Source organism: Bradyrhizobium sp. SUTN9-2, assembly GCF_003122645.1.
GTDB lineage: Bacteria > Pseudomonadota > Alphaproteobacteria > Rhizobiales > Xanthobacteraceae > Bradyrhizobium > Bradyrhizobium yuanmingense.
On the sequence record NZ_LAXE01000001.1, the window covers coordinates 586385 to 609981 of the forward strand.

A 23597-nucleotide genomic window follows, 5' to 3' on the forward strand; every position below is an offset into this window, starting at 1 on the left:
ACCGCGTCCCGCCGCCGCGGTACCGGCCGCCTCCGCACCGCGCCCCGGTGCGCCTGCGTCCCGACCTGGGACCACCACCACAGCACGTCCGGGAACCACGACGGCGCGCCCTGCAACCACGACCGCGCAGCGTCCGGGTGGACCGGCCGGCCGCGGCCCCGCCGTTGCGGCCGAAGCTGACGACGACGAGGCGCCGCGCCAGATCCGCCGCGGTCCCGGCGGCGCCGCGCGTCCCGTGGTAGCCCCCAAGCCCACCCACAAGCCCGGCCCGCAGAAGGAGCGCGGCCGCCTGACCGTCGTCACCGCGCTCAATGCCGATGAGGTGCGCGAGCGCTCGATCGCCTCGTTCCGCCGCCGCACCCAGCGCCTGAAGGGCCACGCCTCGAACGAGCCCAAGGAAAAGCTCATCCGCGAAGTGGTCATTCCGGAAGCGATCACCATCCAGGAACTCGCCAACCGCATGTCCGAGCGCGCGGTCGACGTCATCCGCATGCTGATGAAGCAGGGCGCGATGCACAAGATCACCGACGTGATCGACGCCGACACCGCGCAGCTGATTGCCGAAGAGCTTGGCCACACCGTCAAGCGCGTTGCCGCGTCCGACGTTGAAGAAGGTCTGTTCGACGCGACCGACGATTCGACCGACACCGAGACCCGTTCGCCCGTGGTGACCGTCATGGGCCACGTCGACCACGGCAAGACTTCGCTGCTCGACGCGCTCCGTCACGCCAACGTGGTCTCCGGCGAAGCCGGCGGCATCACCCAGCACATCGGCGCCTATCAGGTGACATCGCCTGAAACCGGCAAGAAGATCACCTTCATCGACACGCCCGGCCACGCAGCGTTCACCGCGATGCGCGCCCGCGGCGCCAAGGTCACCGACATCGTCGTGCTGGTGGTCGCGGCCGACGACGGCGTGATGCCGCAGACAGTCGAAGCCATTAACCACGCCAAGGCGGCAGGCGTGCCGATCATCGTTGCCATCAACAAGATCGACAAGCCCGATGCCAAGCCCGAGCGCGTGCGCACCGAGCTGCTCCAGCACGAGGTGCAGGTGGAATCTTTCGGCGGCGAAGTCGTCGACGTCGAGGTGTCCGCCAAGAACAAGACCAATCTCGACAAGCTGCTCGAGATGATCGCGCTGCAGGCTGAAATCCTCGACCTGAAGACCAATTCGGAGCGTCCCGCCGAAGGCACCGTGATCGAGGCCAAGCTCGATCGCGGCCGCGGTCCGGTCGCGACCGTGCTGGTGCAGCGCGGCACGCTTCGCGTCGGCGACATCATCGTCGCCGGTGCCGAAATGGGCCGCGTCCGCGCGCTGATCTCCGATCAGGGCGAGACCGTGCAGGAGGCCGGCCCCTCGGTGCCGGTCGAGGTGCTCGGCTTCAACGGCCCGCCCGAGGCCGGCGATCGTCTCGCGGTGGTCGAGAACGAAGCCCGCGCCCGCCAGGTCACCAGCTACCGCGCGCACCAGAAGCGCGAGAACGCGGCAGCCTCGATCTCCGGCATGCGCGGCTCGCTCGAGCAGATGATGTCGCAATTGAAGACGGCGGGCCGCAAGGAATTCCCGCTGATCGTCAAGGCCGACGTGCAGGGCTCGCTGGAAGCCATCCTCGGCTCGCTGGAGAAGCTCGGCACCGACGAGGTCGCCGCCCGCATCCTGCATGCCGGCGTCGGCGGCATCTCGGAATCCGACGTGACGCTGGCCGAAGGCTTCAACGCCGCGATCATCGGCTTCTCGGTTCGCGCCAACAAGGAGGCCGCTGCGGCCGCCAAGCGCAACGGCATCGAGATCCGCTACTACAACATCATCTACGACCTCGTGGACGACGTGAAGAAGGCGATGAGCGGTCTGCTCGCGCCGACCTTGCGCGAAACCATGCTGGGCAATGCCGAAATCCTGGAGATCTTCAACATCTCCAAGGTCGGCAAGGTTGCCGGCTGCCGCGTCACCGACGGCACCGTGGAACGCGGCGCCAATGTGCGCCTCATCCGCGACAACGTCGTCGTGCACGAAGGCAAGCTGTCGACGCTGAAGCGCTTCAAGGACGAAGTGAAGGAAGTCCAATCCGGCCAGGAATGCGGCATGGCCTTCGAGAACTATCACGACATGCGTGCCGGTGACGTGATCGAGTGTTATCGCGTGGAGACGATCCAGCGCTCCCTGTAAGTCCAAATCTTACCGAAGCGTTCGGATCTTTTTGAACTGAGATTGCGGGAGTGCGATGGCCGGATGTTTCCGGCCATCCACCCCCTCTTCGTTTCAACAGGACAAATGACAATGCCCGTGTCCCAGATGCGGGCATGACGAGGTGATTTTCAGAAAATGCCACGGCATCATCAGAAGAAGAGTTCCGCGCCCGGCGGCTCGCAGCGTCAGTTGCGCGTCGGCGAGCAGGTTCGCCACGCGATGGCCGATATTCTGGCGCAAGGCAATGTGCATGATGCCGACCTCGAAGGTCACATCATCACCGTGCCGGAGGTGCGGATGTCGCCCGACCTGAAGCTCGCGACGGTCTACGTGATGCCGCTCGGTGGCCGCGACACCGAGATCGTCATCGCTGCGCTCGAGCGCAACAAGAAGTTCTTGCGCGGCGAGGTCGCGCGGCGCGTTAACCTGAAATTTGCACCTGACATTCGCTTCCGCGTCGACGAACGATTCGACGAAGCGGAACGGATCGAGAAGCTTTTGCGAACGCCTGCGGTGCAGAAGGATTTGGAACAGGATCCGCATTCGGATCGGGAAGAAGAGCAATGACCATGGACCCCGCTCACGGCACGATCGGCGGCAACGACACCGATCAGCGCGACGCGCAGACCAACGATTTCGCGGAGATGGGCGGCAATTCGCAGCCGCATCAGGAGCCGCGCCGCGTCAACAACGATCCGCGCGCCAAGCAGCAGAAGGGCAACCAGGTCCGCCGCGACCGCCGCGACGTCCATGGCTGGGTCGTGCTCGACAAGCCGATCGGCATGACCTCGACGCAGGCCGTCGCCGTGCTCAAGCGCCTGTTCAACGCCAAGCGCGCCGGACACGCCGGCACGCTCGATCCGCTCGCCTCGGGGGGCTTGCCGATCGCGCTCGGGGAAGCCACCAAGACCGTCCCCTTCGTGATGGACGGCCGCAAGCGCTACCGCTTCACGGTCTGCTGGGGCGAGGAGCGCGATACCGACGACATCGAGGGCCGGGTGACCGCGACCTCGGACCAGCGCCCGAGCCGGGAGGCCATCCTGGCCCTGCTGCCCCGCTTCACCGGGGTGATCGAGCAGATCCCGCCGCGCTATTCGGCGATCAAGGTCCAGGGCGAGCGCGCCTATGACCTCGCCCGCGACGGCGAGGTTGTGGAACTGGCGCCCCGCCCGGTCGAGATTCACCATTTAACCCTTGTCGATCAACCAGATAACGACCGGGCCGTGTTCGAGGCCGAGTGCGGCAAGGGCACCTATGTGCGGGCGCTCGCCCGCGATATGGGCCGGATTCTCGGCACTTACGGCCATATCTGCGCGCTGAGGCGGACCCTGGTCGGCCCATTTGGCGAAAACGACATGATTCCGCTGGATCAGTTGGAGGCTTTGTGCGATAGAGCCGCGTCCGGCGAGGGCAGCCTCGCCGACGCGCTTTTGCCCGTTGAGACCGCGCTGGACGACATCCCGGCACTGGCCGTCACTCGGGCTGATGCGGCAAGGCTCCATCGGGGCCAGGCCGTTTTGTTGCGCGGACGGGATGCGCCCACTTGTAGCGGCACAGTCTATGTCACGGTGGCAGGCCGTCTTTTGGCGCTTGCCGAAGTTGGCAATGGCGAAATCATCCCCAAGCGTGTGTTCAACCTGACCGGCCTGACTGCCAGCCCCGGTCGCAACGAGAGAAATTGACGATGTCGATTGCCGCAGAACGCAAAGCGGAAGTCATCAAGACGAATGCCACCAAGGCCGGCGACACCGGCTCGCCCGAGGTTCAGGTCGCGATCCTGTCGGAACGCATCAACAACCTCACCAACCATTTCAAGACCCACGTGAAGGACAACCATTCGCGTCGCGGCCTCTTGAAGCTGGTCTCGACCCGCCGCTCGCTCCTCGACTATCTCAAGAAGAAGGACGAGGCGCGGTACAAGGCGCTGCTCGAGAAGCACAATATTCGTCGTTAAGAGTTCCTGCGCGCGCCACCGGCGCGCGTTTTCGCGCGTGGTTTCGAACGAAAGCGCTTGTTTTAAGCTTTTTGATCGAGGTTGCGCGCACGTCGGATGCAGGTCGTCGGCGGCCGGCATCCGGGCATGAACGGCGAAGACCGCGGTTCGGTGTTCGCAGTCGTGCCGACTGACAGTCCAGCAGCAATCCGGCGGCTGGGCACAACGGGCAAGGCGCCCGTATGACCCGAAAGGATGGACGCCATCCGACATCCAAAAACCATGGCAGGATCGCAGGACGCTGATCATCCGCTCCGATCAGCGTCCCGCAATCTTGCGCATGGTTTTTGTTTTTCGAGAGCCGTCCCTTCTTTCGAGAACCCATGAAAGAAGACCTCTATGTTCAATAAGCATTCAGTCGAAATCGACTGGGGCGGACGCCCACTCAAGCTCGAAACCGGCAAGATCGCCCGCCAGGCCGACGGCGCCGTCGTCGCCACCTATGGCGAGACCGTGGTGCTCGCCACCGTCGTCGCGGCGAAGGCGCCGCGCGAAGGCGTCGACTTCCTGCCGCTGACCGTCGATTACCAGGAAAAGGCCTACGCTGCGGGCCGCATTCCCGGCGGCTATTTCAAGCGCGAGGGCCGTCCGACCGAGAAGGAGACGCTGGTCTCCCGCCTGATCGACCGACCGATCCGCCCGCTGTTCGTCGACGGCTGGCGTAACGAGACCCAGGTGATCGTCACCGTGCTGTCGCACGACATGGAGAACGATCCCGACGTCGTGGCGATGGTCGCGGCCTCCGCGGCGCTGACGCTGTCCGGCGTGCCGTTCAAGGGCCCGATCGGCGCAGCCCGTGTCGGCTTCGCCAACGACGAGTTCATTCTCAATCCGACGCTCGACGAGATGGTCGACACCCAGCTCGACCTCGTCGTCGCCGGCACTGCCGACGCCGTGCTGATGGTGGAATCGGAAGCCAAGGAACTGAACGAAGACATCATGCTCGGCGCGGTGATGTTCGGTCACCGCCACTTCCAGCCTGTCATCAACGCGATCATCGAGCTCGCCGAGAAGGCCGCCAAGGAGCCGCGCGAAGTCACCGTCATCGACAACGCCGCGCTCGAGAAGGAGATGCTCGGCCTGGTCGAGCAGGAGCTGCGCGCCGCCTACGCGATTCCGATCAAGCAGGAGCGTTATGCCGCAGTCGGCGTCGCCAAGGAAAAGGTGATGGCCCACTACTTCCCGGAGGGCCAGGAGCCGAAATACGACAAGCTCCGTGTCGCCGGCGTGTTCAAGGAGCTCGAGGCCAAGATCGTTCGCTGGAACATCCTCGACACCGGCAAGCGCATCGACGGCCGCGACAGCAAGACGGTGCGCAACATCGTCGCCGAAGTCGGCGTGCTGCCCCGCGCCCACGGCTCGGCGCTGTTCACCCGCGGCGAGACCCAGGCGATGGTCGTGACCACGCTCGGCACCGGCGAGGACGAGCAGTACATCGACGCGCTGTCCGGAACCTACAAGGAAACGTTCCTGCTGCACTACAACTTCCCGCCCTATTCGGTCGGCGAGACCGGCCGCCTCGGCGGCACCAAGCGCCGCGAGATCGGCCACGGCAAGCTGGCCTGGCGCGCGATTCGTCCGGTGCTGCCGCCGCACCATGAATTCCCCTACACCACGCGCGTGGTCTCGGAGATCACCGAGTCCAACGGCTCGTCCTCGATGGCTTCGGTCTGCGGCGCCTCGCTGGCGCTGATGGATGCGGGCGTGCCGCTGAAGCGGCCGACCGCGGGCATCGCGATGGGCCTGATCCTCGAAGACAAGCGCTTTGCGGTTCTCTCGGACATCCTCGGCGACGAGGACCATCTCGGCGACATGGACTTCAAGGTCGCCGGCACGGAAGCGGGCATCACCTCGCTCCAGATGGACATCAAGATCGAGGGCATCACCGAAGAGATCATGAAGGTCGCGCTGGCTCAGGCCAAGGACGGCCGCATCCATATCCTCGGCGAGATGGCCAAGGCCCTCACCGCGGCCCGCGCCGAGCTCGGCGAATATGCGCCGCGCATCGAGACCTTCAAGATCGCCACCGACAAGATCCGCGAGGTGATCGGCACCGGCGGCAAGGTGATCCGCGAGATCGTCGAGAAGACCGGCGCCAAGGTCAACATCGAGGATGACGGCACCGTGAAGGTCGCCTCCAGCGACGGCGAGGCGATGAAGGCGGCGATCAAGTGGATCAAGTCGATCGCGTCCGATCCGGAAGTCGGCCAGATCTATGACGGCACTGTCGTCAAGGTGATGGAGTTCGGCGCCTTCGTGAACTTCTTCGGTTCCAAGGATGGTCTCGTCCACATCAGCCAGCTCGCGGCCAACCGCGTGCAGAAGACCTCCGACGTCGTCAAGGAAGGCGACAAGGTCAAGGTCAAGCTGCTCGGCTTCGACGATCGCGGCAAGACCCGCCTGTCGATGAAGGTGGTCGACCAGACCACGGGCGAAGACCTCGAAGGCAAGGACAAGGGCGGCGAGGGCGAGAAGGCCCCGCGCGAAGCCGCCGGCGAGTAAGGCCTCGCGACAGTCCGGAAACGCGAAGGGCGGCCGAGAGGCCGCCCTTTTTCTTTGCCGTGCCGCCTGCATCATCGCGGGCCATGCGCGCTTCCGCCGCAGCGTCGGAGTGACCGCGTTCGAAACCCGGAATGGTTGGTGTTGCGTAACTATCGTACCGCCGTACGCTTCATCAGCGGATCGTCCCAAGACAGGAGAACCAAATGACGTCCATATCCCGGCGCCGCCTCATGTTCACTGCAACCGGCCTCGTCGCGGCTGCCGCTGCCCCGCGCATGGCGTTTGCGCAAGCCGCCGCAGGGCCGTTCAAGCTCGATCCTTTGGCCTATCCGGCGAATGCGCTGGAACCGCATATCGATGCCAAGACGATGGAAATCCACCACGACCGACATCATCAGGCGTTCGTCACCAACCTGAACAATTTCGCGAAGGACAATCCGCAGATCGCTGGAAAGCCGGTCGGCGAGGTGCTCGGCAATCTCGGCGCCGTACCCGACGCGATCCGCACCGGCGTCCGCAACAACATGGGAGGCCACGCCAACCACACGATGTTCTGGCAGATCATGGGACCGAACGGCGGCAAGCCGGAAGGCGCCCTGCTCGCCGCGATCGACAGCGATCTCGGTGGCATGGAGAAATTGCAAGCCGACTTCAACGCTGCCGGCGGACGGGTCTTCGGCTCGGGCTGGGTGTTCGTGACTGTCAGCAAGGATGGCAAGCTCGCCATCGAAACGCGACCCAACCAGGACAATCCGATGATGGACGGCAAGCGGGCGCTGCTCGGCAATGACGTCTGGGAGCACGCCTACTATCTGAACTACCAGAACCGGCGCGCCGATTATCTCAAGGCATGGTGGAATACGGTGAACTGGAAGGCGGTGGGCGAGCGCTACGCTGCCGCGAAGGCCGGCACACTCGACGTGTAACGCCGATCCGGGATGATGAAAAAAGGGCGGCCTCTCGGCCGCCCTTTTGTTTGCGGGCCCCCGATCAGGATCGCGCCGCGATGTCGTAGCGGTCGAGGTTCATCACCTTGGTCCAGGCTTTCGCAAAGTCCTTCACGAACTTCTCCTTGGAGTCCGAGGTGGCATAGACCTCGGCGAAGGCGCGAAGCTGCGAGTGCGAGCCGAAGATCAGATCGACGCGCGTTGCGGTCCACTTGACGGTGTTGGTCTTGCGGTCGCGGCCTTCGTAGACGCCGTCCGCACCGGGCGGTGCCCACTGCGTGCTCATGTCGAGCAGGTTGACGAAATAGTCGTTGCTTAGCGTTCCCACCTTCGAGGTGAAGACGCCGTGCTTCAACCCGCCGGCATTGGCGCCGAGCACACGCAGGCCACCGACCAGCACCGTCATCTCCGGACCGGTCAGCCGCAGCAGCTGGGCGCGGTCGACGAGGGCCTCTTCGGGCTGCATGAACTGATGCCGCTTGCCGATGTAGTTGCGGAAGCCATCGGCTCGCGGCTCCAGCGGGGCGAAGGAGGCCGCATCGGTCTGCTCCTGCGAAGCATCCATGCGGCCCGGCGTGAAGCCGACCTTGACGTCGACGCCGGCATCCTTGGCAGCCTTCTCGACGGCGGCGGTGCCGCCGAGCACGATCAGGTCGGCGAGCGAGACCTTCTTGGCGCCGGATGAGGCGTTGAAGTCCTTCTGGATCGCTTCGAGCTTGCCGAGCACCTTGGCGAGCTGAGCCGGCTCGTTGACCTCCCAGTCCTTCTGCGGAGCAAGGCGGATGCGCGCACCGTTGGCGCCGCCGCGCTTGTCCGAGCCGCGGAACGTCGAGGCCGAGGCCCAGGCCGTCGAGACCAACTCCGGCACCGTCAGGCCCGAGGCCAGGATCTTCGACTTGAGGGCCGCGATGTCCTGCTCACTGACCAGCTCGTGGTTCACGGCGGGGATCGGATCCTGCCAGATCAGCGTCTCCTTCGGCACCAGCGGGCCGAGATAGCGCTGGATCGGACCCATGTCGCGATGGGTGAGCTTGAACCAGGCACGGGCGAAGGCGTCCGCGAACTGATCCGGGTTCTCCAGGAAGCGACGCGAGATCTTCTCATATGCGGGATCGAAGCGCAGCGAGAGGTCGGTCGTCAGCATGGTCGGCCGATGCTTCTTCGACGGATCGAACGCGTCCGGAATGATCGCTTCGGCGTTCTTGGCGGTCCATTGCTGAGCGCCGGCCGGGCTCTTCGTCAGCTCCCATTCGAAGTTGAAGAGATTTTCGAAGAAGTTGTTGCTCCACTTCGTCGGCGTCTTCGTCCAGGTCACTTCCAGACCGCTGGTGATGGAGTCGGCGGAGTGGCCCGCCCCATGCTTGCTCTTCCAGCCGAGGCCCTGGTCTTCAAGCGCACCGGCTTCCGGTTCTGGACCGACCAGCGAGGGATCGCCGGCGCCATGGGTCTTGCCGAAGCTGTGGCCGCCAGCGATCAGCGCGACGGTCTCCTCGTCGTTCATCGCCATGCGGGCGAAGGTCTCGCGGATGTCCTTGGCCGCGGCGACCGGATCCGGCTTGCCGTTCGGGCCTTCCGGATTGACGTAGATGAGGCCCATCTGCACCGCGCCGAGCGGCTCGGCGAGCTGGCGCTCGCCGCTGTAGCGCTCATCACCGAGCCAGGTGCCTTCCGGCCCCCAATAGAGCTCTTCCGGCTCCCAGACGTCGACGCGACCGCCGGCGAAACCAAAGGTCTTGAAGCCCATCGATTCGAGCGCGACGTTGCCGGCGAGCACCATCAGGTCGGCCCAGGAAATCTTCTGGCCGTATTTCTGCTTGATCGGCCAGAGCAGACGGCGCGCCTTGTCGAGATTGGCGTTGTCGGGCCAGGAGTTGAGCGGGGCGAAACGCTGCTGACCGGCGCCGGCGCCGCCGCGGCCGTCGGTGGTGCGATAGGTGCCGGCGCTGTGCCAGGCCATGCGGATCATGAGGCCGCCATAGTGGCCGAAGTCGGCCGGCCACCATTCCTGAGAATCCGTCATCAACGCGGTCAGGTCCTTGATGACCGCGTTCAGGTCGAGCGACTTGAACTCCTTGGCGTAATCGAAGTCCTTGTCCATCGGATCGGACTTGTCGGAATTCTTGTGCAGCACCTCGATGTTGAGCTGCGTCGGCCACCAATCGCGGTTTGAGCGCGTGGGTTTTCCGCCCGAAAACGGGCACTTCGAAGTGTCGTCCATGAATACCTCCTCTGGCGGCGTCGAACTCGCGCCCTTGGCCAGGTAGAACCACTCTAAGCGTCGCGTCCTATCAGGGGAAGTTGACTTTAGTGATCGCTGCGATAGGATTTTCTGATGATCAATCTGACGCTGCGCCAGCTCCGGTATTTCGATGCGCTGGCGCGCCACGGCCATTTCGGCCGTGCCGCCGAGGCCTGCTCGATCTCGCAGCCGGCGCTGTCGATGCAGATCAAGGAACTGGAGGAGACGCTCGGCGGCCTGTTGCTGGAGCGCAGCGCGCGCCAGGTCGCGCTGACCCGGTTCGGCGAGGAGCTGGCGCAACGGGTCCGCGACATCCTGCGCTCGGTCGACGAGCTCGGCGATTTCGCGCGCGCTTCGCAGGACCGCTTCGCCGGCCGCCTGCGCATCGGCATGATCCCGACCATCGCGCCCTATTTGCTGCCCAAGATCACCAAGAACCTCACGCGCATGCACCCGGAGCTCGACATCCGCGTGCGCGAGACCATGACGCCGCGGCTGATCCAGGAGCTGGTGGAGGGCCGGCTCGACACCGCCATCGTGGCGCTGCCGGTGTCGGAGCCCTCGCTCACCGAGGTCGCGCTGTTCGAGGAGAAGTTTCTGCTGGTGCGGCCGGGCGCCGATGAAGGCACGCCGGTGCCGTCGCGCGAGATGATGCGCGAGATGCGGCTTCTGCTGCTCGAGGAAGGGCACTGTTTCCGCGACCAGGCGCTCTCCTTCTGCAACATGCAGGCCGCGCCGCCGCGCGAGATGCTCGATGCGAACTCGCTATCGACGCTGGTGCAGATGGTCAGCGCCGGCATCGGCGTCACGTTGATCCCGGAGATGGCGGTGCCGGTGGAGACGCGCTCCGCCTCGGTCTCGCTGGCGCGCTTCCGCGACCCCGAGCCGTCGCGAACCATCGGCATGGTCTGGCGCAAGACCAGCCCGCTGTCGCGGCAGCTGCTGCAGATCTCCGAGGTGGTGTGCCTGTCCGCGGGCAAGGTGCGCGCGCGGCAATCCCTGCGCGGCCAGAAGGCTTGACTGGCTCATGTCGCATCCGGTCATCCGCCTCGCCCGCTCCGACGAATACGACGAGATCGGCCGCGTCTGGATGGAGAGCTGGGTCTCGACCGGGCTCGGCGAAGCCAGCGACTTCCTGCTGGCCAATTTGCGTGCGCGCATCAAGCGCGAGATCGAGAACGGCTGGAGCCTGTTCGTCGCCGACGATCGCGGCACGATCGGAGCGATGCTCGCGCTGCACCTGCCGAAGCTCTATCTCGACATGCTGTTCGTCGCGCCTGCCCATCAGGGCCGATCGCTCGGCCGGCAATTGCTCGCTTTCACGCGCACGCAAATGCCCGACGAGATCTATCTGCGCTGCGTCCGCGAGAACGAGAAGGCCTGGCGCTGGTACGAGCGCGAAGGTTTTGTGTTCGAGAAGGAAGAGATCGAGCCGTCGAACGGGTTCGTGATGAAGTGTTACCGGTGGAAGCGGCAATGGCCAGGCGGCGGGTAGGACGAGCGGGTCTTCACCTTGCGGTTGTCATCGGCGCGCACTAGTAGATGTCTCTCGTCGATGAGAATATCCTGGAAACCGCAACCTGCATCAGCCGTCCCATGTTTCGCATCTGCTTGACTACGATCTTTCTGTTAGGGCTCATCGCAGGCGCGGCGGCCCAATCCGCTCCATCGCCGGCTCGGCCAGCCAAGAGCACCACGCCGAAAGCCGCCCCGAGCTCCAAACAGGCTGTCGCTGCGGATGCAGGACCGTGCGGGATTGGTCTCATTTCCGTCGTCGGCAACCGGTTCGGTGTTCAGCAGGTTGGCTTCACCATGTTTGGCAACGAGTACGTGCCCGTCGCGATCGATGGCTGGGGACTTGATGACATCGTCATGTCGCGGGTTCGCGCGGCCGCAGCCGGCAAATCTGTCAAGCGCCTCGCTTATTCACCGAGCGCCTGGGCGCAGGCTGGCGGATCCGGATCGCCGATGCTGAGACGAAACCAGGAGCGGCAGGAATTCGTTCAGCAGAGCGCGGCAGGCACCAAATGTCAGCTCTATGTCCTGGTCGAGAGATTTCAGAACGGCTTCAGCAACACGAATCAATCCGTCGAAGGATTTGGCATCGTGAAGTGGGGCAATCCCATCAAGCGACGCACGTTCCTGTTCGCGCTGACCTATATCACCGTGTACGACGGACAGTCGTTCGAGGTCGTCAAGAAGGGCGCGGCGTCAACGGATGCCGAACCCATGATGTCACGCTTGATCGGGATCAACCCGATCAGCGGCCCCAACAAGGAATTGGATGAGACGGCCTTTCCGGCGTCTGCCAACGAGGTGGCGGGCAACCAAGCGCTGCGCGATGGTGTCCGCACGCTGCTGACGACGAGTCTCGACAAAACGCTACCTCAGCTGCTCCAGCAATAAAGGTTCCCGCCATGATCAAGCTCTATTGGTCGCCCCGCTCGCGCTCGTTCACGACGCTCTGGCTGATGGAGGAGAGCGGCCTGCCCTATGAGCGCGTGCTGACCGACATCTCGACCGGCGCGCAGAAGGCGCCGGACTATCTGAAGATCAACCCGATGGGCAAGGTGCCGGCGCTGACCGACGGCGATGCCGCGCTCGCCGAAGCCGCGGCGATCTGCGCCTACATCGCCGACCGCTATCCCGAGACCAAGCTCGCACCCGCCGTGACCGACCCGCGCCGCGCGCGCTATCTGCAATGGCTGTTCTTCTCTCCGGGCTGCATCGAGCCGGCCATCACCCAGATCTTCACCAAGATCGAGATCCCGACCTCAACGGCGGCCTGGGGCAGCGCCACGCAGGTGTTCGACGTGCTGGAAGCCGCGCTCGAAAAGGGTCCGTGGATTCTCGGCGAGGAATTTTCCGCCGCCGACGTCGTGATCGGCGCCGGCCTGAATTTCGCGGTCCGCCTGTTCAAGATGGTGCCGTCGCGCCCCGCGTTCGATGCCTATCTCGCGCGCTGCACGGCGCGGCCGGCGTTCCAGCGCGCGGAGAAGATCGCGGCGGGTTAAGCAAGCTCTCGTAGGGTAGGCAAAGCGAAGTAGCTGCAGTAGCCCGGATGGAGCGCAGCGCAATCCGGGGCAATCGCATCCGGGGATGAGCCTGTCCCGGATTTCGCTGCGCTCCATCCAGGCTACGAAGCTATTCCGATGCCTTCAAATCGTCCGGCCGCGGCATCAGGATGACGTTGTAGCCGGAATCCACATAATGGATCTCGCCGGTCACGCCGCCGGAAAGATCGGACAGCAGATACAACGCCGAGCCGCCGAGTTCGTCGAGCGTGACGCCGCGGCGGAGCGGCGCGTGCTTCTGCATGAAGGCGAACATTGCGCGCGCCTCACCGATACCGGAGCCGGCGAGGGTGCGGATAGGGCCTGCGGAGATCGCATTGACGCGGATGCCGCGCGGTCCGAAATCGGCGGCGAGATAGCGCACGGAGGCCTCCAGCGCCGCCTTGGCCACGCCCATCACGTTGTAGTTCGGCATCGCGCGCTCCGAGGCGCCGAAGGTCAGCGTGATCATGCTGCCCCCCTCCGTCATCAGCTCGGCGGCGCGCTTTGCGACCTCCGTGAACGAGAAGCAGGAGATCACCATGGTGCGCGAGAAATTCTCGCGGCTGGTGTCGGCATAGCGGCCCTTCAGCTCGTTCTTGTCGGCAAAGCCGATCGCGTGGATCACGAAGTCGAGCTTGCCCCACTTTTCGCGGAGCACCGCGAAGGTGGCATCGACGCTGGCGATGTCCTCGACGTCGCAAGGCAGCACCAGATCGACGCCGAGCTGCTCCGCCAGCGGCTTGACGCGCTTGCCGAGCGCCTCGCCCTGGAAGGTGAAGGCAAGCTCGGCGCCATGGGCATGAAGCGTCCGCGCCATGCCCCAGGCGATGGAATGATCATTGGCGATGCCCATGATCAGACCGCGCTTGCCTTTCATCAAACCTTCCATTGCCGCCATCGCTCCTATTTTCGACGTCATCGCCCGCGCAGGCGGGCGATCCAGTATTCCAGAGACCGTCGTGATAAATAGAGAAGCCGCGGCGTACTGGATGCCCCGCCCCCCGTGCGCAATTGCGCACTAGGCGGGGCATGACAAAGTCAGAGATCACGCATCCAGCCGGCTGAACACCAGCGTGGCGTTGGTGCCGCCGAAGCCGAAGGAGTTCGACAGCACGGTGCCGATCTTGGCGTTGTCGATGCGCTTGCGCACGATCGGCATGTCGGCGAACACGGGGTCGAGCTCCTGGATGTGCGCGCTCTCGCAGATGAAGCCGTTGTTCATCATCAGCAGCGAATAGATCGCTTCCTGCACGCCGGTGGCGCCGAGCGAATGGCCGGTCAGCGCCTTGGTCGCCGAGATCGGCGGGCACTTCTCGCCGACGCCGAATACTTTGCGGATCGCCTCTATCTCCGGCGGATCGCCGGCCGGCGTCGAGGTCGCGTGCGGGTTGATGTAGTCGACCTTGGTTTTCACCGTCGACATCGCCATGCGCATGCAGCGCTCGGCGCCTTCGCCCGACGGCGCCACCATGTCGTGGCCATCAGAGGTCGCGCCATAGCCGACCACCTCGCCATAGATGCGCGCGCCGCGCGCCTTGGCATGCTCGAGCTCCTCCAGCACCAACACGCCGGCGCCGCCGGCGATGACGAAGCCGTCGCGATTGAGATCGTAGGGACGCGAGGCCGTGGCCGGCGTGTCGTTGTACTTCGAGGACATCGCGCCCATGGCGTCGAACAGCACCGACAGCGACCAGTCCAGCTCCTCGCAACCGCCGGCGAAGATGACGTCCTGCTTGCCGATCTGGATGGTCTCATAGGCATTGCCGACGCAATGGTTCGAAGTCGCGCAGGCCGAGGAGATCGAATAGTTCACGCCCTTGATCTTGAACCAGGTCGCGAGCGTCGCGGATGCCGTGGACGACATCGCCTTCGGCACCGCAAACGGGCCGACGCGCTTCGGCCCCTTGGAGCGGGTGATGTCGGCGGCTTCGACGATGGTGCGCGCCGAGGGACCGCCGGAGCCCATGATGATGCCGGTGCGGATGTTGGAGACTTCGTCGGGCGACAGGCCGGAATCCTGGATCGCCTGCTCCATCGCGATGTGATTCCACGCCGCGCCCTGGCCGAGGAAGCGCATCGCGCGGCGGTCGACCACCGTCGACGGATCGAGCGACGGCTCGCCTTGCACCTGCGAACGGAAGCCGAGCTCGGCATATTTCTCAGCCCGCGAAATGCCCGACTTCGCCTCGTGAAGGCTCGCAAGCACTTCCTGGGTGTTGTTTCCGATCGACGAGACGATGCCCATCCCGGTGACCACAACCCGCCTCATGACAGCCTCGCCTCAATCGTTGTCTTCGTGGTGATGCGCTCAGCCCAGGCTCGTGCCCTGCTTGAACAGGCCGACCTTCAGATCCTTGGCGCGATAAATAATCTGGTCATCGACCGAAAGCCACCCGTCGGCGATGCCGAGCACGAGCTTCGAACGCATCACGCGCTTGATATCGACGTTGTACACAACCTTGCGGGCGTCGGTCAGCACCTGGCCGCCGAACTTCAGCTCGCTCAGGCCAAGCGCCCGGCCGCGCCCTTCACCCCCGCTCCAGCCGAGGTAGAAGCCGACCATCTGCCACAGCGCATCGAGGCCGAGGCAGCCGGGCATGACGGGATCATTCTTGAAGTGGCAGCCGAAGAACCAGAGGTCGGGCTTCACGTCGAGCTCGGCGCGGACCAGGCCCTTACCGAACTCACCGCCATTGTCGTTGATGTCGGTGATGCGGTCGAACATCAGCATCGGCGGCAGCGGCAGCTGGGCGTTGCCTGGGCCGAACATCTCGCCGCGGGCACAGGCCAGCAGATCTTCGTAGTCGTAACCATTGCGCCTGTTCAGCATTCACGAGCCTCTGTTCAAATTCCGATTGAGCGGCGTTCCTGGCGAAAATGGGCCCGTCTCGATCGGACCGCCAATCGCCACCGCCGGCCGCGACTTGCGCAAGCTTCGCATGGATTGCCAACCGGGCCTCCATGCCCGGCTGCGCCAAAATCGGCTAAGCGGAACCGCGCGCTCTCTAACACAGGCCATTTCGGGTAGCAAAGCGCAGAGATGAAGGTAAAATGACGGGCTCCCCCAACCGGTTCCGAGCCTAATTAGAACGTCTCTAGTTGCGAGAAACTTGCATCTGCATCTTTCTCTTCTTATGTTACAGGGAGATATTGTTCACGCGTGCCCGAAATCTGGAAATGAACGAGAATACCGCGTCCCAACACGACGACGACCATGCCGCGGCCCTCCTGTCCGGCCGCCAGCCGGCCCTGACCGGGTGTCCCTGGCACGACGTCAACGAAATGCTGCAGTCCGCGGGGTTGCGGCCGACGCGCCAGCGCATGGCGCTGGGCTGGCTGCTGTTCGGCAAGGGCGCACGCCACCTCACGGCTGAAATGCTCTACGAGGAAGCCACCCTCGCCAAGGTCCCGGTGTCGCTGGCGACCGTCTACAACACGCTGAACCAGCTCACCGATGCCGGCCTGCTGCGCCAGGTCAGCGTCGACGGCACGAAGACCTATTTCGACACCAACGTCACCACCCACCACCACTATTATCTCGAGAACAGCCACGAGCTGGTCGACATCGAGGATCCGCATCTGGCGCTGTCCAAGATGCCGGAGGTGCCCGAGGGCTACGAGATCTCCCGCATCGACATGGTCGTGCGCCTGCGCAAGAAGCGCTGAGCTAATCCTGCATCACTGATTTGGTCGTCATGGCCGGGCATAGCCGTCCAAAGGGACGGCGTCGCTTGCGCTCGCCTATGTCCCGGCCATGCACGTTTTGGGACTAGTCAGAAGAGCGTGGATGCCCGGGACAAGCCCGGGCATGACGTTGGGGCGGCAGATTGCTCCGCCGCCCGACGGCGTCAGTTGACCTGCTCGTCCGAATAGACGCCCCAGAGGCGCTCCTGCTGGATCCAGCCGTCGAATCCATTACCGACGACGCGGCACCAGCCTGCGGCGCATTTCTTGACCTGGGTGACGACGCCGGCCTGGAGCTTGGCCGCAACCGCGCTGTCGGGATCGGGCCGGTCATAGATCGGAGCCAGATCGTCCTTGTGCTTCATGGTGACGACCGCGGTGCGGCGGCCCGACAGCAGCGAATGATAGACCCAGCCCTCGGCGCCTTCGGAATCGCGCACCCGGCGCCAATTCTCGAACTCGGCGGTAATTTCGACCGGCAGGCCGGCACGGGTGTAGACCCAGGCGACGTCATTGTCCTTGGTCGGGCCGGCGCGGACGTTCACGTGATCCGATTTGAGGCTGACATAGCGCGGCACCGGCAAGCCGCTGGTGGTCTGCGGGGTATTGTCCTTCGCCGCATGCGAGGGCCCGACCGAGGCGCTCAACCAGGTGCAAACGAGCGCCATCACCCAACAAAAACGCCCCAACGCCATCAACCCGTCTCCTTCGAAGACCCGGCACACCGGGCCCTCACCCCAAATTCCAAAACCCTGCCGCGCCTGCCCCTTCTCCCCGCCCCACGCGGGTTCCAAGCCTTGAGCCGTGGTTCTTGTCTTGGCCCGGCCTTCTGCTAGAGAGAACGGGCACTTGAGCAACCAATTGGCCCCGATTTTCCGGCCGGAAATGTCGGGTGAGCTTGGAGGAAACGCCGGGGACGGACACGGCAAGGGCAGTGTCGAACAACCGGGTTAATGAGGCCTCAACGACCGGCCTTTGGCGACAGAGGCGGCCTGCGATGTCTCATGAGAGCAGGACATGTCGGTGAAGAAAAAGCCCCTCGTCGTGGTGACGCGCAAGCTGCCGGATTCGATCGAGACGCGGATGCGCGAGCTGTTCGATGCGCGGATCAATCTCGACGACACGCCGATGTCGCCCGAGCAGATCGCGGAAGCCGCCCGCACCGCCGACGTGCTGGTTCCGACCGTGACCGATCACATCAGCGCCGAGGTCGTCAACCAGCCCGACTGCAAGCTCCGCCTGATCGCCAATTTCGGCAATGGCGTCGACAATATCGACGTCGCAGCCGCCCATGCCCGCGGCATCACCGTCACCAACACGCCGAAGGTGCTGACCGAAGACACCGCCGACATGACCATGGCGCTAATCCTCGCGGTGCCCAGGCGCATGATCGAAGGCGCCTCGATCCTGACCGAAGGCAAGCCCTGGGCCGGCTGGTCGCCGACCTGGATGCTCGGTCACCGCATCGGAGGCAAACGCCTCGGCATCATCGGCATGGGCCGCATCGGCCAGGCGGTGGCGCGCCGCGCCCGCGCCTTCGGCCTGCAGATCCACTATCACAATCGCCGTCCCGTCGCCCCCGTGATCGCCGAGGAGCTAGGGGCGACCTATTGGGAAAGCCTCGACCAGATGCTGGCGCGGATGGACATCATCTCGGTGAACTGTCCGCACACGCCGGCGACCTATCACCTGCTCTCGGCGCGGCGGCTGAAGCTGATCCGGAAAGACGCCTATATCGTCAACACTGCGCGCGGCGAGGTCACCGACGAGGACACGCTGATCAAGCTGATCGAAGGCGGCGAGATCGGCGGCGCCGGCCTCGACGTCTACGAGCACGAGCCCGCGGTCAATCCGAAGCTGGTGCGGCTCGCCAGAGCCGGCAAGGTGACGCTGCTGCCGCATATGGGCTCGGCCACGATCGAAGGCCGCGTCGAGATGGGCGAGAAGGTGATCATCAACATCCGCACCTTCCTCGACGCCCACAAGCCGCCGGACCGCGTGCTGCCGAGCATGCTGTGAGGCGGTGCTCCGACGGACGGATGGTTTCTCCTACGTGCTTCCGGGCAAATTGAACCTAGCTCGCGTTTTCAAGACTAGCCGCCACGTCCTCACCTGTACGTGCAAATCGACGTCTTCGCGTCTCCTCCATGCGTGACGAAAGGTCTCGGATCAGCTCCATAACGTCTGGTGCGAGGCCGGCCGTGTTTACGATCTTGATGATGTAAGGGGGCTTGAGTGCGTTCATTCCGCCCCCGAAGATGGAATCCAAAAAGGCAGCCACAATGTCGCCATGCCACTCCGGCGCCCCTATCGCTGCCTTGAGACTCGATCGAAAATCCTGAGCTGTTTTCCAAGTACTGGCGTCGAGTTCTACTGTTCGCATAGTGCTCTCGGTGCCGCCCGAATTTTGGGCCGGTGTCCTACTCGCGGTGGATGCTCAAGTCTTCGAACACGGGCCCGTCGCCGTTGAGCGGATTGGCGGGATCGCGTGAATAGCGCAGCGTCTCGAAGCGCATCGCGCGCGCATCGATCATCAGGAGGCGGCCGACGAGGCCGTCGCCGAAGCCGACGATCTCGCGGATGGCCTCCAGCGCCATCATCGAGCCGAGCACGCCCGCGAGCGCGCCCATGACGCCGGCCTCTGCACAGGCCGGCACCGTGCCGGGCGGCGGCGCTTCCGGAAACAGGCAGCGGTAGGTCGGATTGCACTCGCCCTGCTCGTTCGTCTCATGCGCGCGGATGGTGGTCAGCGAGCCGTCGAAGGTGCCGAGCGCCGCTGATATCAGCGGCCGCTTGGCGAAGAAGCAGGCATCGGAAACGAGATAGCGCGTCGAGAAATTGTCGGAGCCGTCGAGCACCAGGTCGTAATCGCCGATCAGGCCGAGCGCGTTATCCGCGTTGAGCCAGGTGGCGTGACCGATGAAGCGGACATGTGGGTTGAGCGCCGCGATCCGCTCGGCGGCACTCTCGACCTTGTGCCGCCCGATATCGGGCGTCGTATGGATCACCTGACGCTGCAGGTTGGACAGCGACACCACGTCGTCGTCGACCACGCCGAGCGTGCCAACGCCGGCGGCGGCCAGATACATCAGCGCGGGCGCGCCGAGCCCGCCGGCGCCGATCACCAGCACCGAGGCCCGCTTCAGCGCCGCCTGGCCGGGGCCGCCGACGTCGCGCAACACGATGTGGCGGGCATAGCGTTCGAGTTCGTCCGGGCTCAGCATCGTCGTACGCCTCTCCTACCAAGCCGCCGCTCTCAACCCTCATGGTGAGGAGGCGCAAAGCGCCGTCTCGAACCATGCAGGTCCCGATTTCGCCGCGGCCATCCTTCGAGACGCGGCCTCGAGGCCGCTCCTCAGGATGAGGATCTCAGCTCGCGGCCTCTACGCCACTGAACCACCGCAACATTGTTCGCGACCAACGAGATGTGCTTCAATCGCATGCTTTTCAATGTTTTGGCGTTCAACGGGCTGGCTGGATTTGTCATGAGATCGATGCTTGCGGCAACACTGATGTTGGCGGCTGCCACGGGCGCGCACGCCCAGATGACGACGCCCCAAGTGCCAGGCGCCACCCCGAAAACGGTCCAGACCGTTCCGGTCAAGCCCCCTGCGATGCAGACGCCGTCCGCGACGGCCGATGGCATGGCCAAAGCCGAGCGGCTGGCGCTCCAGTCCGACCTCGCCTGGGTCGGACAATATAACGGCGCCATCACCGGCGACGTCAGCGAGCGCATGGTCAACGCCATCAAGGAGTACCAGAAGGCCAAGGGCGGCAAGCCGACCGGCGTGCTCAATCCGCAGGAGCGCACCGCGCTCACTGAGGCGGCACGCAAGAAGCAGGAGAGCGTCGGCTGGAAGATCGTGACGGAGCCGACCAGCGGCGCCCGGCTCGGCATTCCCGGCAAGCTGGTGCCGCAGCAGGCAAGCGACGCCAACGGCTCGAAATGGACCTCGCCGACAGGGACGGTGCAGGTGGTTCTCAGCCGCCGCAAGGAAGTGAGCCCGACCTCGGCCAAGCTCGCCGATCTCGAGAAGGAGCCGTCCGGCCGCAAGGTCGATTACACCGTGGTGAAGCCGGATTTCTTCGTGCTGTCGGGCTTGCAGGGCCAGAAGAAGTTCTACGTCCGCGGCACCTTCAAGGGTGACGAGGTCCGCACCATGACGATCCTCTACGACCAGGCGACAGAGAATACGGTCGAGCCGGTCGTGATCGCGATGTCGAGCGCGTTCAACGCGTTTCCGTCGGGACCGCTGGCCGGGCCGCCGCCGCGCAAGACCGTTGAATACGGCACCGGCATCGTCGTCAGCGAGGACGGCGCGATCGTCACCGACCGCCTCGTCACCGACGGCTGCCTTGCGATCACGATCGCCGGCCATGGCAGCGCCGACCGTCTCGCCGAGGACAAGGAGCACGATCTCGCGCTGCTGCGCATCTACGGCGCGCGCGACCTGAGGCCGCTCAGCCTCGCCGGAGGGGCCGCGAAGACCAATGTCGATGTCGTCGGCATCGCCGATCCGCAAAGCCAGGGCGGCGCCGCCGCCGTGTCGAACCTCAAGGCCGCGTTGACGCCGGCGATGAGCAGCAATTCCGCGCTCTCGCCGCCGCCAGCGGTCGGCTTCTCCGGCAGCCCAGCCGTCGACGGCGACGGCAAGTTCGCCGGCATCGCGCTGCTGAAGCCGGCGGTGGTCGCGGGACCCGCGACGTCGGTGCCGGCATCACAGGCGATGATGGTCTCTGCCGAGGCGGTGCGCGGGTTTCTCAAGGCGAAGGGCGTCAGCCCGAATGGCACGTCGACCGACGCCAAAGCCGCCGTCGTGCGCGTGATCTGCGTGCGCAAGTAGGTCTCGTGCCCCCGGACGCGTTGCAGCGCTTGCGCTGCCGCGCAGAGCCGGGGCACGGCCGTGAGGGCCACCTTACGTACGATTACGGAGCCGGTAATGGTACGGATTCGCTGGTATTCGCGATTCCGCCATCATCGTTACCGTTGATTCGGACCTCCGCGATCCCCTTTGGATCGGGCCGGCACGTCCTGAGCGAGAAGCGCTCAGCATCCAGAAGCGATGCACGTTCGCGTGGCGTATCCCTGACCCAGCACTCCAAAGGATTGACCTTCAATGCACACGATCGTACTGGCCACCCAAAAGGGCGGCAGCGGCAAGAGCACGCTCGCCGTCGGCCTCGCCTTGGCCGCCAAGCAGGCCGGCTTCACCGTCCGCCTGATCGAGACCGACCCGCAGGGCACCCTCTCCAACTGGCAGCGCCGCCGCTCTACCGACGATCTCGTCGTCGAGCCGATCTATCACGCCGCCGATATCGCGCCGCGTCTCAAGATGCTCGCCGACAGCGGCCTCCAGCTCGCGATCGTCGACACCGCCGCCGGCCTCAGCGCCGCCACCACCGCCGCGATCCGCCATTCCGACCTCTGCCTGATCCCGGCCCGTCCCAGCGTCGCCGACATCGAGGCGACCGTCTCGACGCTCAGCGTCGCCCGCGCCTGGAAGCGGCCTTACAGCTTCGTGCTCAACCAGACGCCGATCCGCGGACAGCGCATCGACAACGCCGCGACCGCGCTCGCCGAGGAAGCCGCGCTCGATCTTGCCGAGGTGCTCGCGCGTCCGCTGATCGTGATGCGCAACGATCACCAGGACGCGCTTGCGAGCGGCCTTGCCGTGAGTGAATTCGCGCCGAACGGCAAATCGGCGGACGAGATCCGCGGCCTCTGGCGCTGGATCGAGACCCGGCTCGAGCTCGAAGCCACCACCAATGTCCTGATCGACCAGGTCATCTCGGCTGCGCACGGCATGCTGCAGATCGCTGCGGAACAGGCGGCGGACGAGACCACGGCACTGGCGTCCTGAGCGGGGCGATCGCTCGGACGACAGTCGGGCTCTTCGCCATCCGGTGAACGGGCCCAAGCGACGAAGCAGTTCGGCCACCAGCCCGGCCGGATTGCTTCGCCTCGCGCGTTGTAGCGAGGGCTCCCGTAGCCTGGATGAAGCGAAGCGCAATCCAGGAAGGTCTCTCCGCGGAGAGGCCGGCCCCGGATTACGCTGCGCTCCATCCGGGCTACGACACTGCGGCAATCCCGACGGTCACTTTTGACATTTCGCGCACCAGAACGTCGAACGACCGTTCTGCACGAACCGCTTGATCGTGCCGCCGCAGCGCGGCGTCGTGCATTTTTCGCCTTCGCGGTCATAGACCCTGAACGAATGCTGGAAATAGCCGAGCTCGCCCGAGGTCTGGCGATGGTCGCGCAAGCTGGAGCCGCCGGCCTTGATGGCATCGTTCAGCACGGTGTGGATCGCGCCGACCAAGCGCTGCGCATGATCCGTCGGCTCGCCCTTCCTGGTGGATAGCGTCGCAGCAATGCGCCGCGGCGACAGATGCGAGCGGTGCAGCGCCTCGCAGACATAGATGTTGCCGAGCCCGGCCACCACGCGCTGGTCGAGCAGCGCGGCCTTCAGGCTCGTGGTCTTGCCTTGGCAGGAGCGCGCCAGCATCGCGGCGTCGAATTCGTTGCCGAGCGGCTCGGGGCCGAGCCCGCGCAGCAGCGGCTCGTCTTCGAGCGCGCCACGCGCAATCACTTTCATGTATCCGAAGCGGCGCGGATCGTTGAAGACGATGTCGGCGCCCGAGGACATCCGAAACAGCACGTGGTCGTGGGCGGAATCCTTGGCCTTCGGATAATGAAACTCGCCTGGCTGAGCCTCGTTGTCCGGCTTGATGACGCGGAACGAGCCCGACATGCCCAGATGCATCAAGAGCACGTCGCCGGAGGCGAGATCGGCCATGAGATATTTTGCACGGCGCCCGAGGCCCGTGACGACTTGCCCCTTGAGCCGGGCCACGAAGTCGGGCTGGAACGGAAAGCGCAAATCCGGCCGGCGGGCCTCCGCATCGAGGATTTTCGCGCCCTCCATCACGGGCTGAAGGCCGCGGCGGACGGTCTCGACTTCGGGCAATTCAGGCATGGTCGGGC

Annotated in this window: 21 protein-coding genes; 14 read left to right on the plus strand and 7 right to left on the minus strand. The window is 64.9% G+C overall.

The features are described 5' to 3' along the window. The 6 genes from infB to XF30_RS02790 form a co-directional block, all read left to right on the plus strand. Positions 1-2170: translation initiation factor IF-2 (infB, locus tag XF30_RS02765; RefSeq protein WP_109145542.1), on the plus strand; the 2170-nt coding region annotated here is incomplete at its 5' end. Positions 2171-2326: 156 nt separating this feature from the next. After that, complete coding sequence (gene rbfA / locus XF30_RS02770; protein WP_036008998.1) at positions 2327-2758, plus strand: 30S ribosome-binding factor RbfA; 432 nt, start codon at positions 2327-2329, stop codon at positions 2756-2758. Beyond that, positions 2755-3873, plus strand: a complete 1119-nt coding sequence (gene truB / locus XF30_RS02775; protein ID WP_036009001.1) for a tRNA pseudouridine(55) synthase TruB — start codon at positions 2755-2757, stop codon at positions 3871-3873. The genes rbfA and truB overlap by 4 nt, the downstream gene beginning before the upstream one ends. Positions 3874-3875: 2 nt before the next feature. Next, positions 3876-4145 (plus strand): 30S ribosomal protein S15, encoded by a 270-nt coding sequence (gene rpsO, locus XF30_RS02780; protein WP_008540131.1) that lies wholly within the window; start codon positions 3876-3878, stop codon positions 4143-4145. Between the two features lie 378 nt (positions 4146-4523). Next, on the plus strand, positions 4524-6686 hold the full coding sequence (gene pnp, locus XF30_RS02785) for a polyribonucleotide nucleotidyltransferase (RefSeq protein ID WP_036024490.1): 2163 nt from the start codon (positions 4524-4526) through the stop codon (positions 6684-6686). Between the two features lie 203 nt (positions 6687-6889). Continuing rightward, positions 6890-7612, plus strand: a complete 723-nt coding sequence (locus XF30_RS02790) for a superoxide dismutase (protein WP_109141852.1) — start codon at positions 6890-6892, stop codon at positions 7610-7612. 64 nt (positions 7613-7676) lie between these two features. Here XF30_RS02790 and katG read toward each other — a convergent pair whose 3' ends face one another. Next, positions 7677-9851, minus strand: a complete 2175-nt coding sequence (gene katG, locus XF30_RS02795; RefSeq protein ID WP_036009010.1) for a catalase/peroxidase HPI — start codon at positions 9849-9851, stop codon at positions 7677-7679. Between the two features lie 114 nt (positions 9852-9965). Between katG and XF30_RS02800 the strand changes: the two genes are divergently transcribed. The 4 genes from XF30_RS02800 to XF30_RS02820 are packed head-to-tail and all read left to right on the plus strand — an operon-like array spanning position 9966 to position 12886. Continuing rightward, a complete protein-coding gene (locus XF30_RS02800) occupies positions 9966-10892 on the plus strand; it encodes a hydrogen peroxide-inducible genes activator (protein ID WP_036009013.1) in 927 nt (308 codons plus the stop codon). Between the two features lie 7 nt (positions 10893-10899). Continuing rightward, on the plus strand, positions 10900-11367 hold the full coding sequence (locus XF30_RS02805; protein ID WP_109141853.1) for a GNAT family N-acetyltransferase: 468 nt from the start codon (positions 10900-10902) through the stop codon (positions 11365-11367). Positions 11368-11414: 47 nt separating this feature from the next. Next, complete coding sequence (locus XF30_RS02815; protein ID WP_146207651.1) at positions 11415-12278, plus strand: hypothetical protein; 864 nt, start codon at positions 11415-11417, stop codon at positions 12276-12278. Positions 12279-12289: 11 nt separating this feature from the next. Beyond that, entirely contained in the window at positions 12290-12886 is a 597-nt protein-coding gene (locus XF30_RS02820; RefSeq protein WP_109141855.1) for a glutathione S-transferase family protein, read from the plus strand. 130 nt (positions 12887-13016) lie between these two features. Here XF30_RS02820 and fabI read toward each other — a convergent pair whose 3' ends face one another. From fabI to fabA, 3 genes are all read right to left on the minus strand, one after another. Further along, positions 13017-13817, minus strand: coding sequence for an enoyl-ACP reductase FabI (gene fabI / locus XF30_RS02825; RefSeq protein WP_109141856.1), 801 nt, complete (start codon positions 13815-13817; stop codon positions 13017-13019). Between the two features lie 156 nt (positions 13818-13973). Beyond that, entirely contained in the window at positions 13974-15197 is a 1224-nt protein-coding gene (gene fabB / locus XF30_RS02830) for a beta-ketoacyl-ACP synthase I (protein WP_036024480.1), read from the minus strand. 39 nt (positions 15198-15236) lie between these two features. Continuing rightward, a complete protein-coding gene (fabA, locus tag XF30_RS02835; protein WP_036009034.1) occupies positions 15237-15758 on the minus strand; it encodes a bifunctional 3-hydroxydecanoyl-ACP dehydratase/trans-2-decenoyl-ACP isomerase in 522 nt (173 codons plus the stop codon). Between the two features lie 347 nt (positions 15759-16105). Here fabA and irrA point away from each other — a divergent pair, with 347 nt between their 5' ends. Continuing rightward, positions 16106-16594, plus strand: coding sequence for an iron response transcriptional regulator IrrA (gene irrA / locus XF30_RS02840; RefSeq protein ID WP_036009037.1), 489 nt, complete (start codon positions 16106-16108; stop codon positions 16592-16594). Positions 16595-16776: 182 nt separating this feature from the next. On the opposite strand, the gene XF30_RS02845 is transcribed toward irrA, so the two are convergent. Beyond that, positions 16777-17307, minus strand: a complete 531-nt coding sequence (locus XF30_RS02845; RefSeq protein WP_109141857.1) for an SH3 domain-containing protein — start codon at positions 17305-17307, stop codon at positions 16777-16779. Positions 17308-17629: 322 nt separating this feature from the next. Between XF30_RS02845 and XF30_RS02850 the strand changes: the two genes are divergently transcribed. After that, on the plus strand, positions 17630-18631 hold the full coding sequence (locus XF30_RS02850) for a 2-hydroxyacid dehydrogenase (RefSeq protein WP_036009043.1): 1002 nt from the start codon (positions 17630-17632) through the stop codon (positions 18629-18631). A gap of 401 nt (positions 18632-19032) precedes the next feature. Here XF30_RS02850 and XF30_RS02860 read toward each other — a convergent pair whose 3' ends face one another. After that, entirely contained in the window at positions 19033-19836 is an 804-nt protein-coding gene (locus XF30_RS02860) for a HesA/MoeB/ThiF family protein (protein ID WP_109141859.1), read from the minus strand. A gap of 261 nt (positions 19837-20097) precedes the next feature. On the opposite strand from XF30_RS02860, the gene XF30_RS02865 reads away from it, so the two are divergent. Both XF30_RS02865 and XF30_RS02870 read left to right on the plus strand, forming a co-directional pair. Next, entirely contained in the window at positions 20098-21456 is a 1359-nt protein-coding gene (locus tag XF30_RS02865) for a serine protease (protein WP_057027886.1), read from the plus strand. A gap of 273 nt (positions 21457-21729) precedes the next feature. After that, positions 21730-22473: a nucleotide-binding protein gene (locus XF30_RS02870; RefSeq protein WP_109141860.1), complete on the plus strand. Its 744-nt coding sequence runs from the start codon at positions 21730-21732 to the stop codon at positions 22471-22473. A 234-nt stretch (positions 22474-22707) separates the two neighbouring features. Here XF30_RS02870 and mutM read toward each other — a convergent pair whose 3' ends face one another. Beyond that, positions 22708-23589 (minus strand): bifunctional DNA-formamidopyrimidine glycosylase/DNA-(apurinic or apyrimidinic site) lyase, encoded by an 882-nt coding sequence (gene mutM / locus XF30_RS02875; protein WP_036009051.1) that lies wholly within the window; start codon positions 23587-23589, stop codon positions 22708-22710. Positions 23590-23597 lie beyond the last annotated feature (8 nt).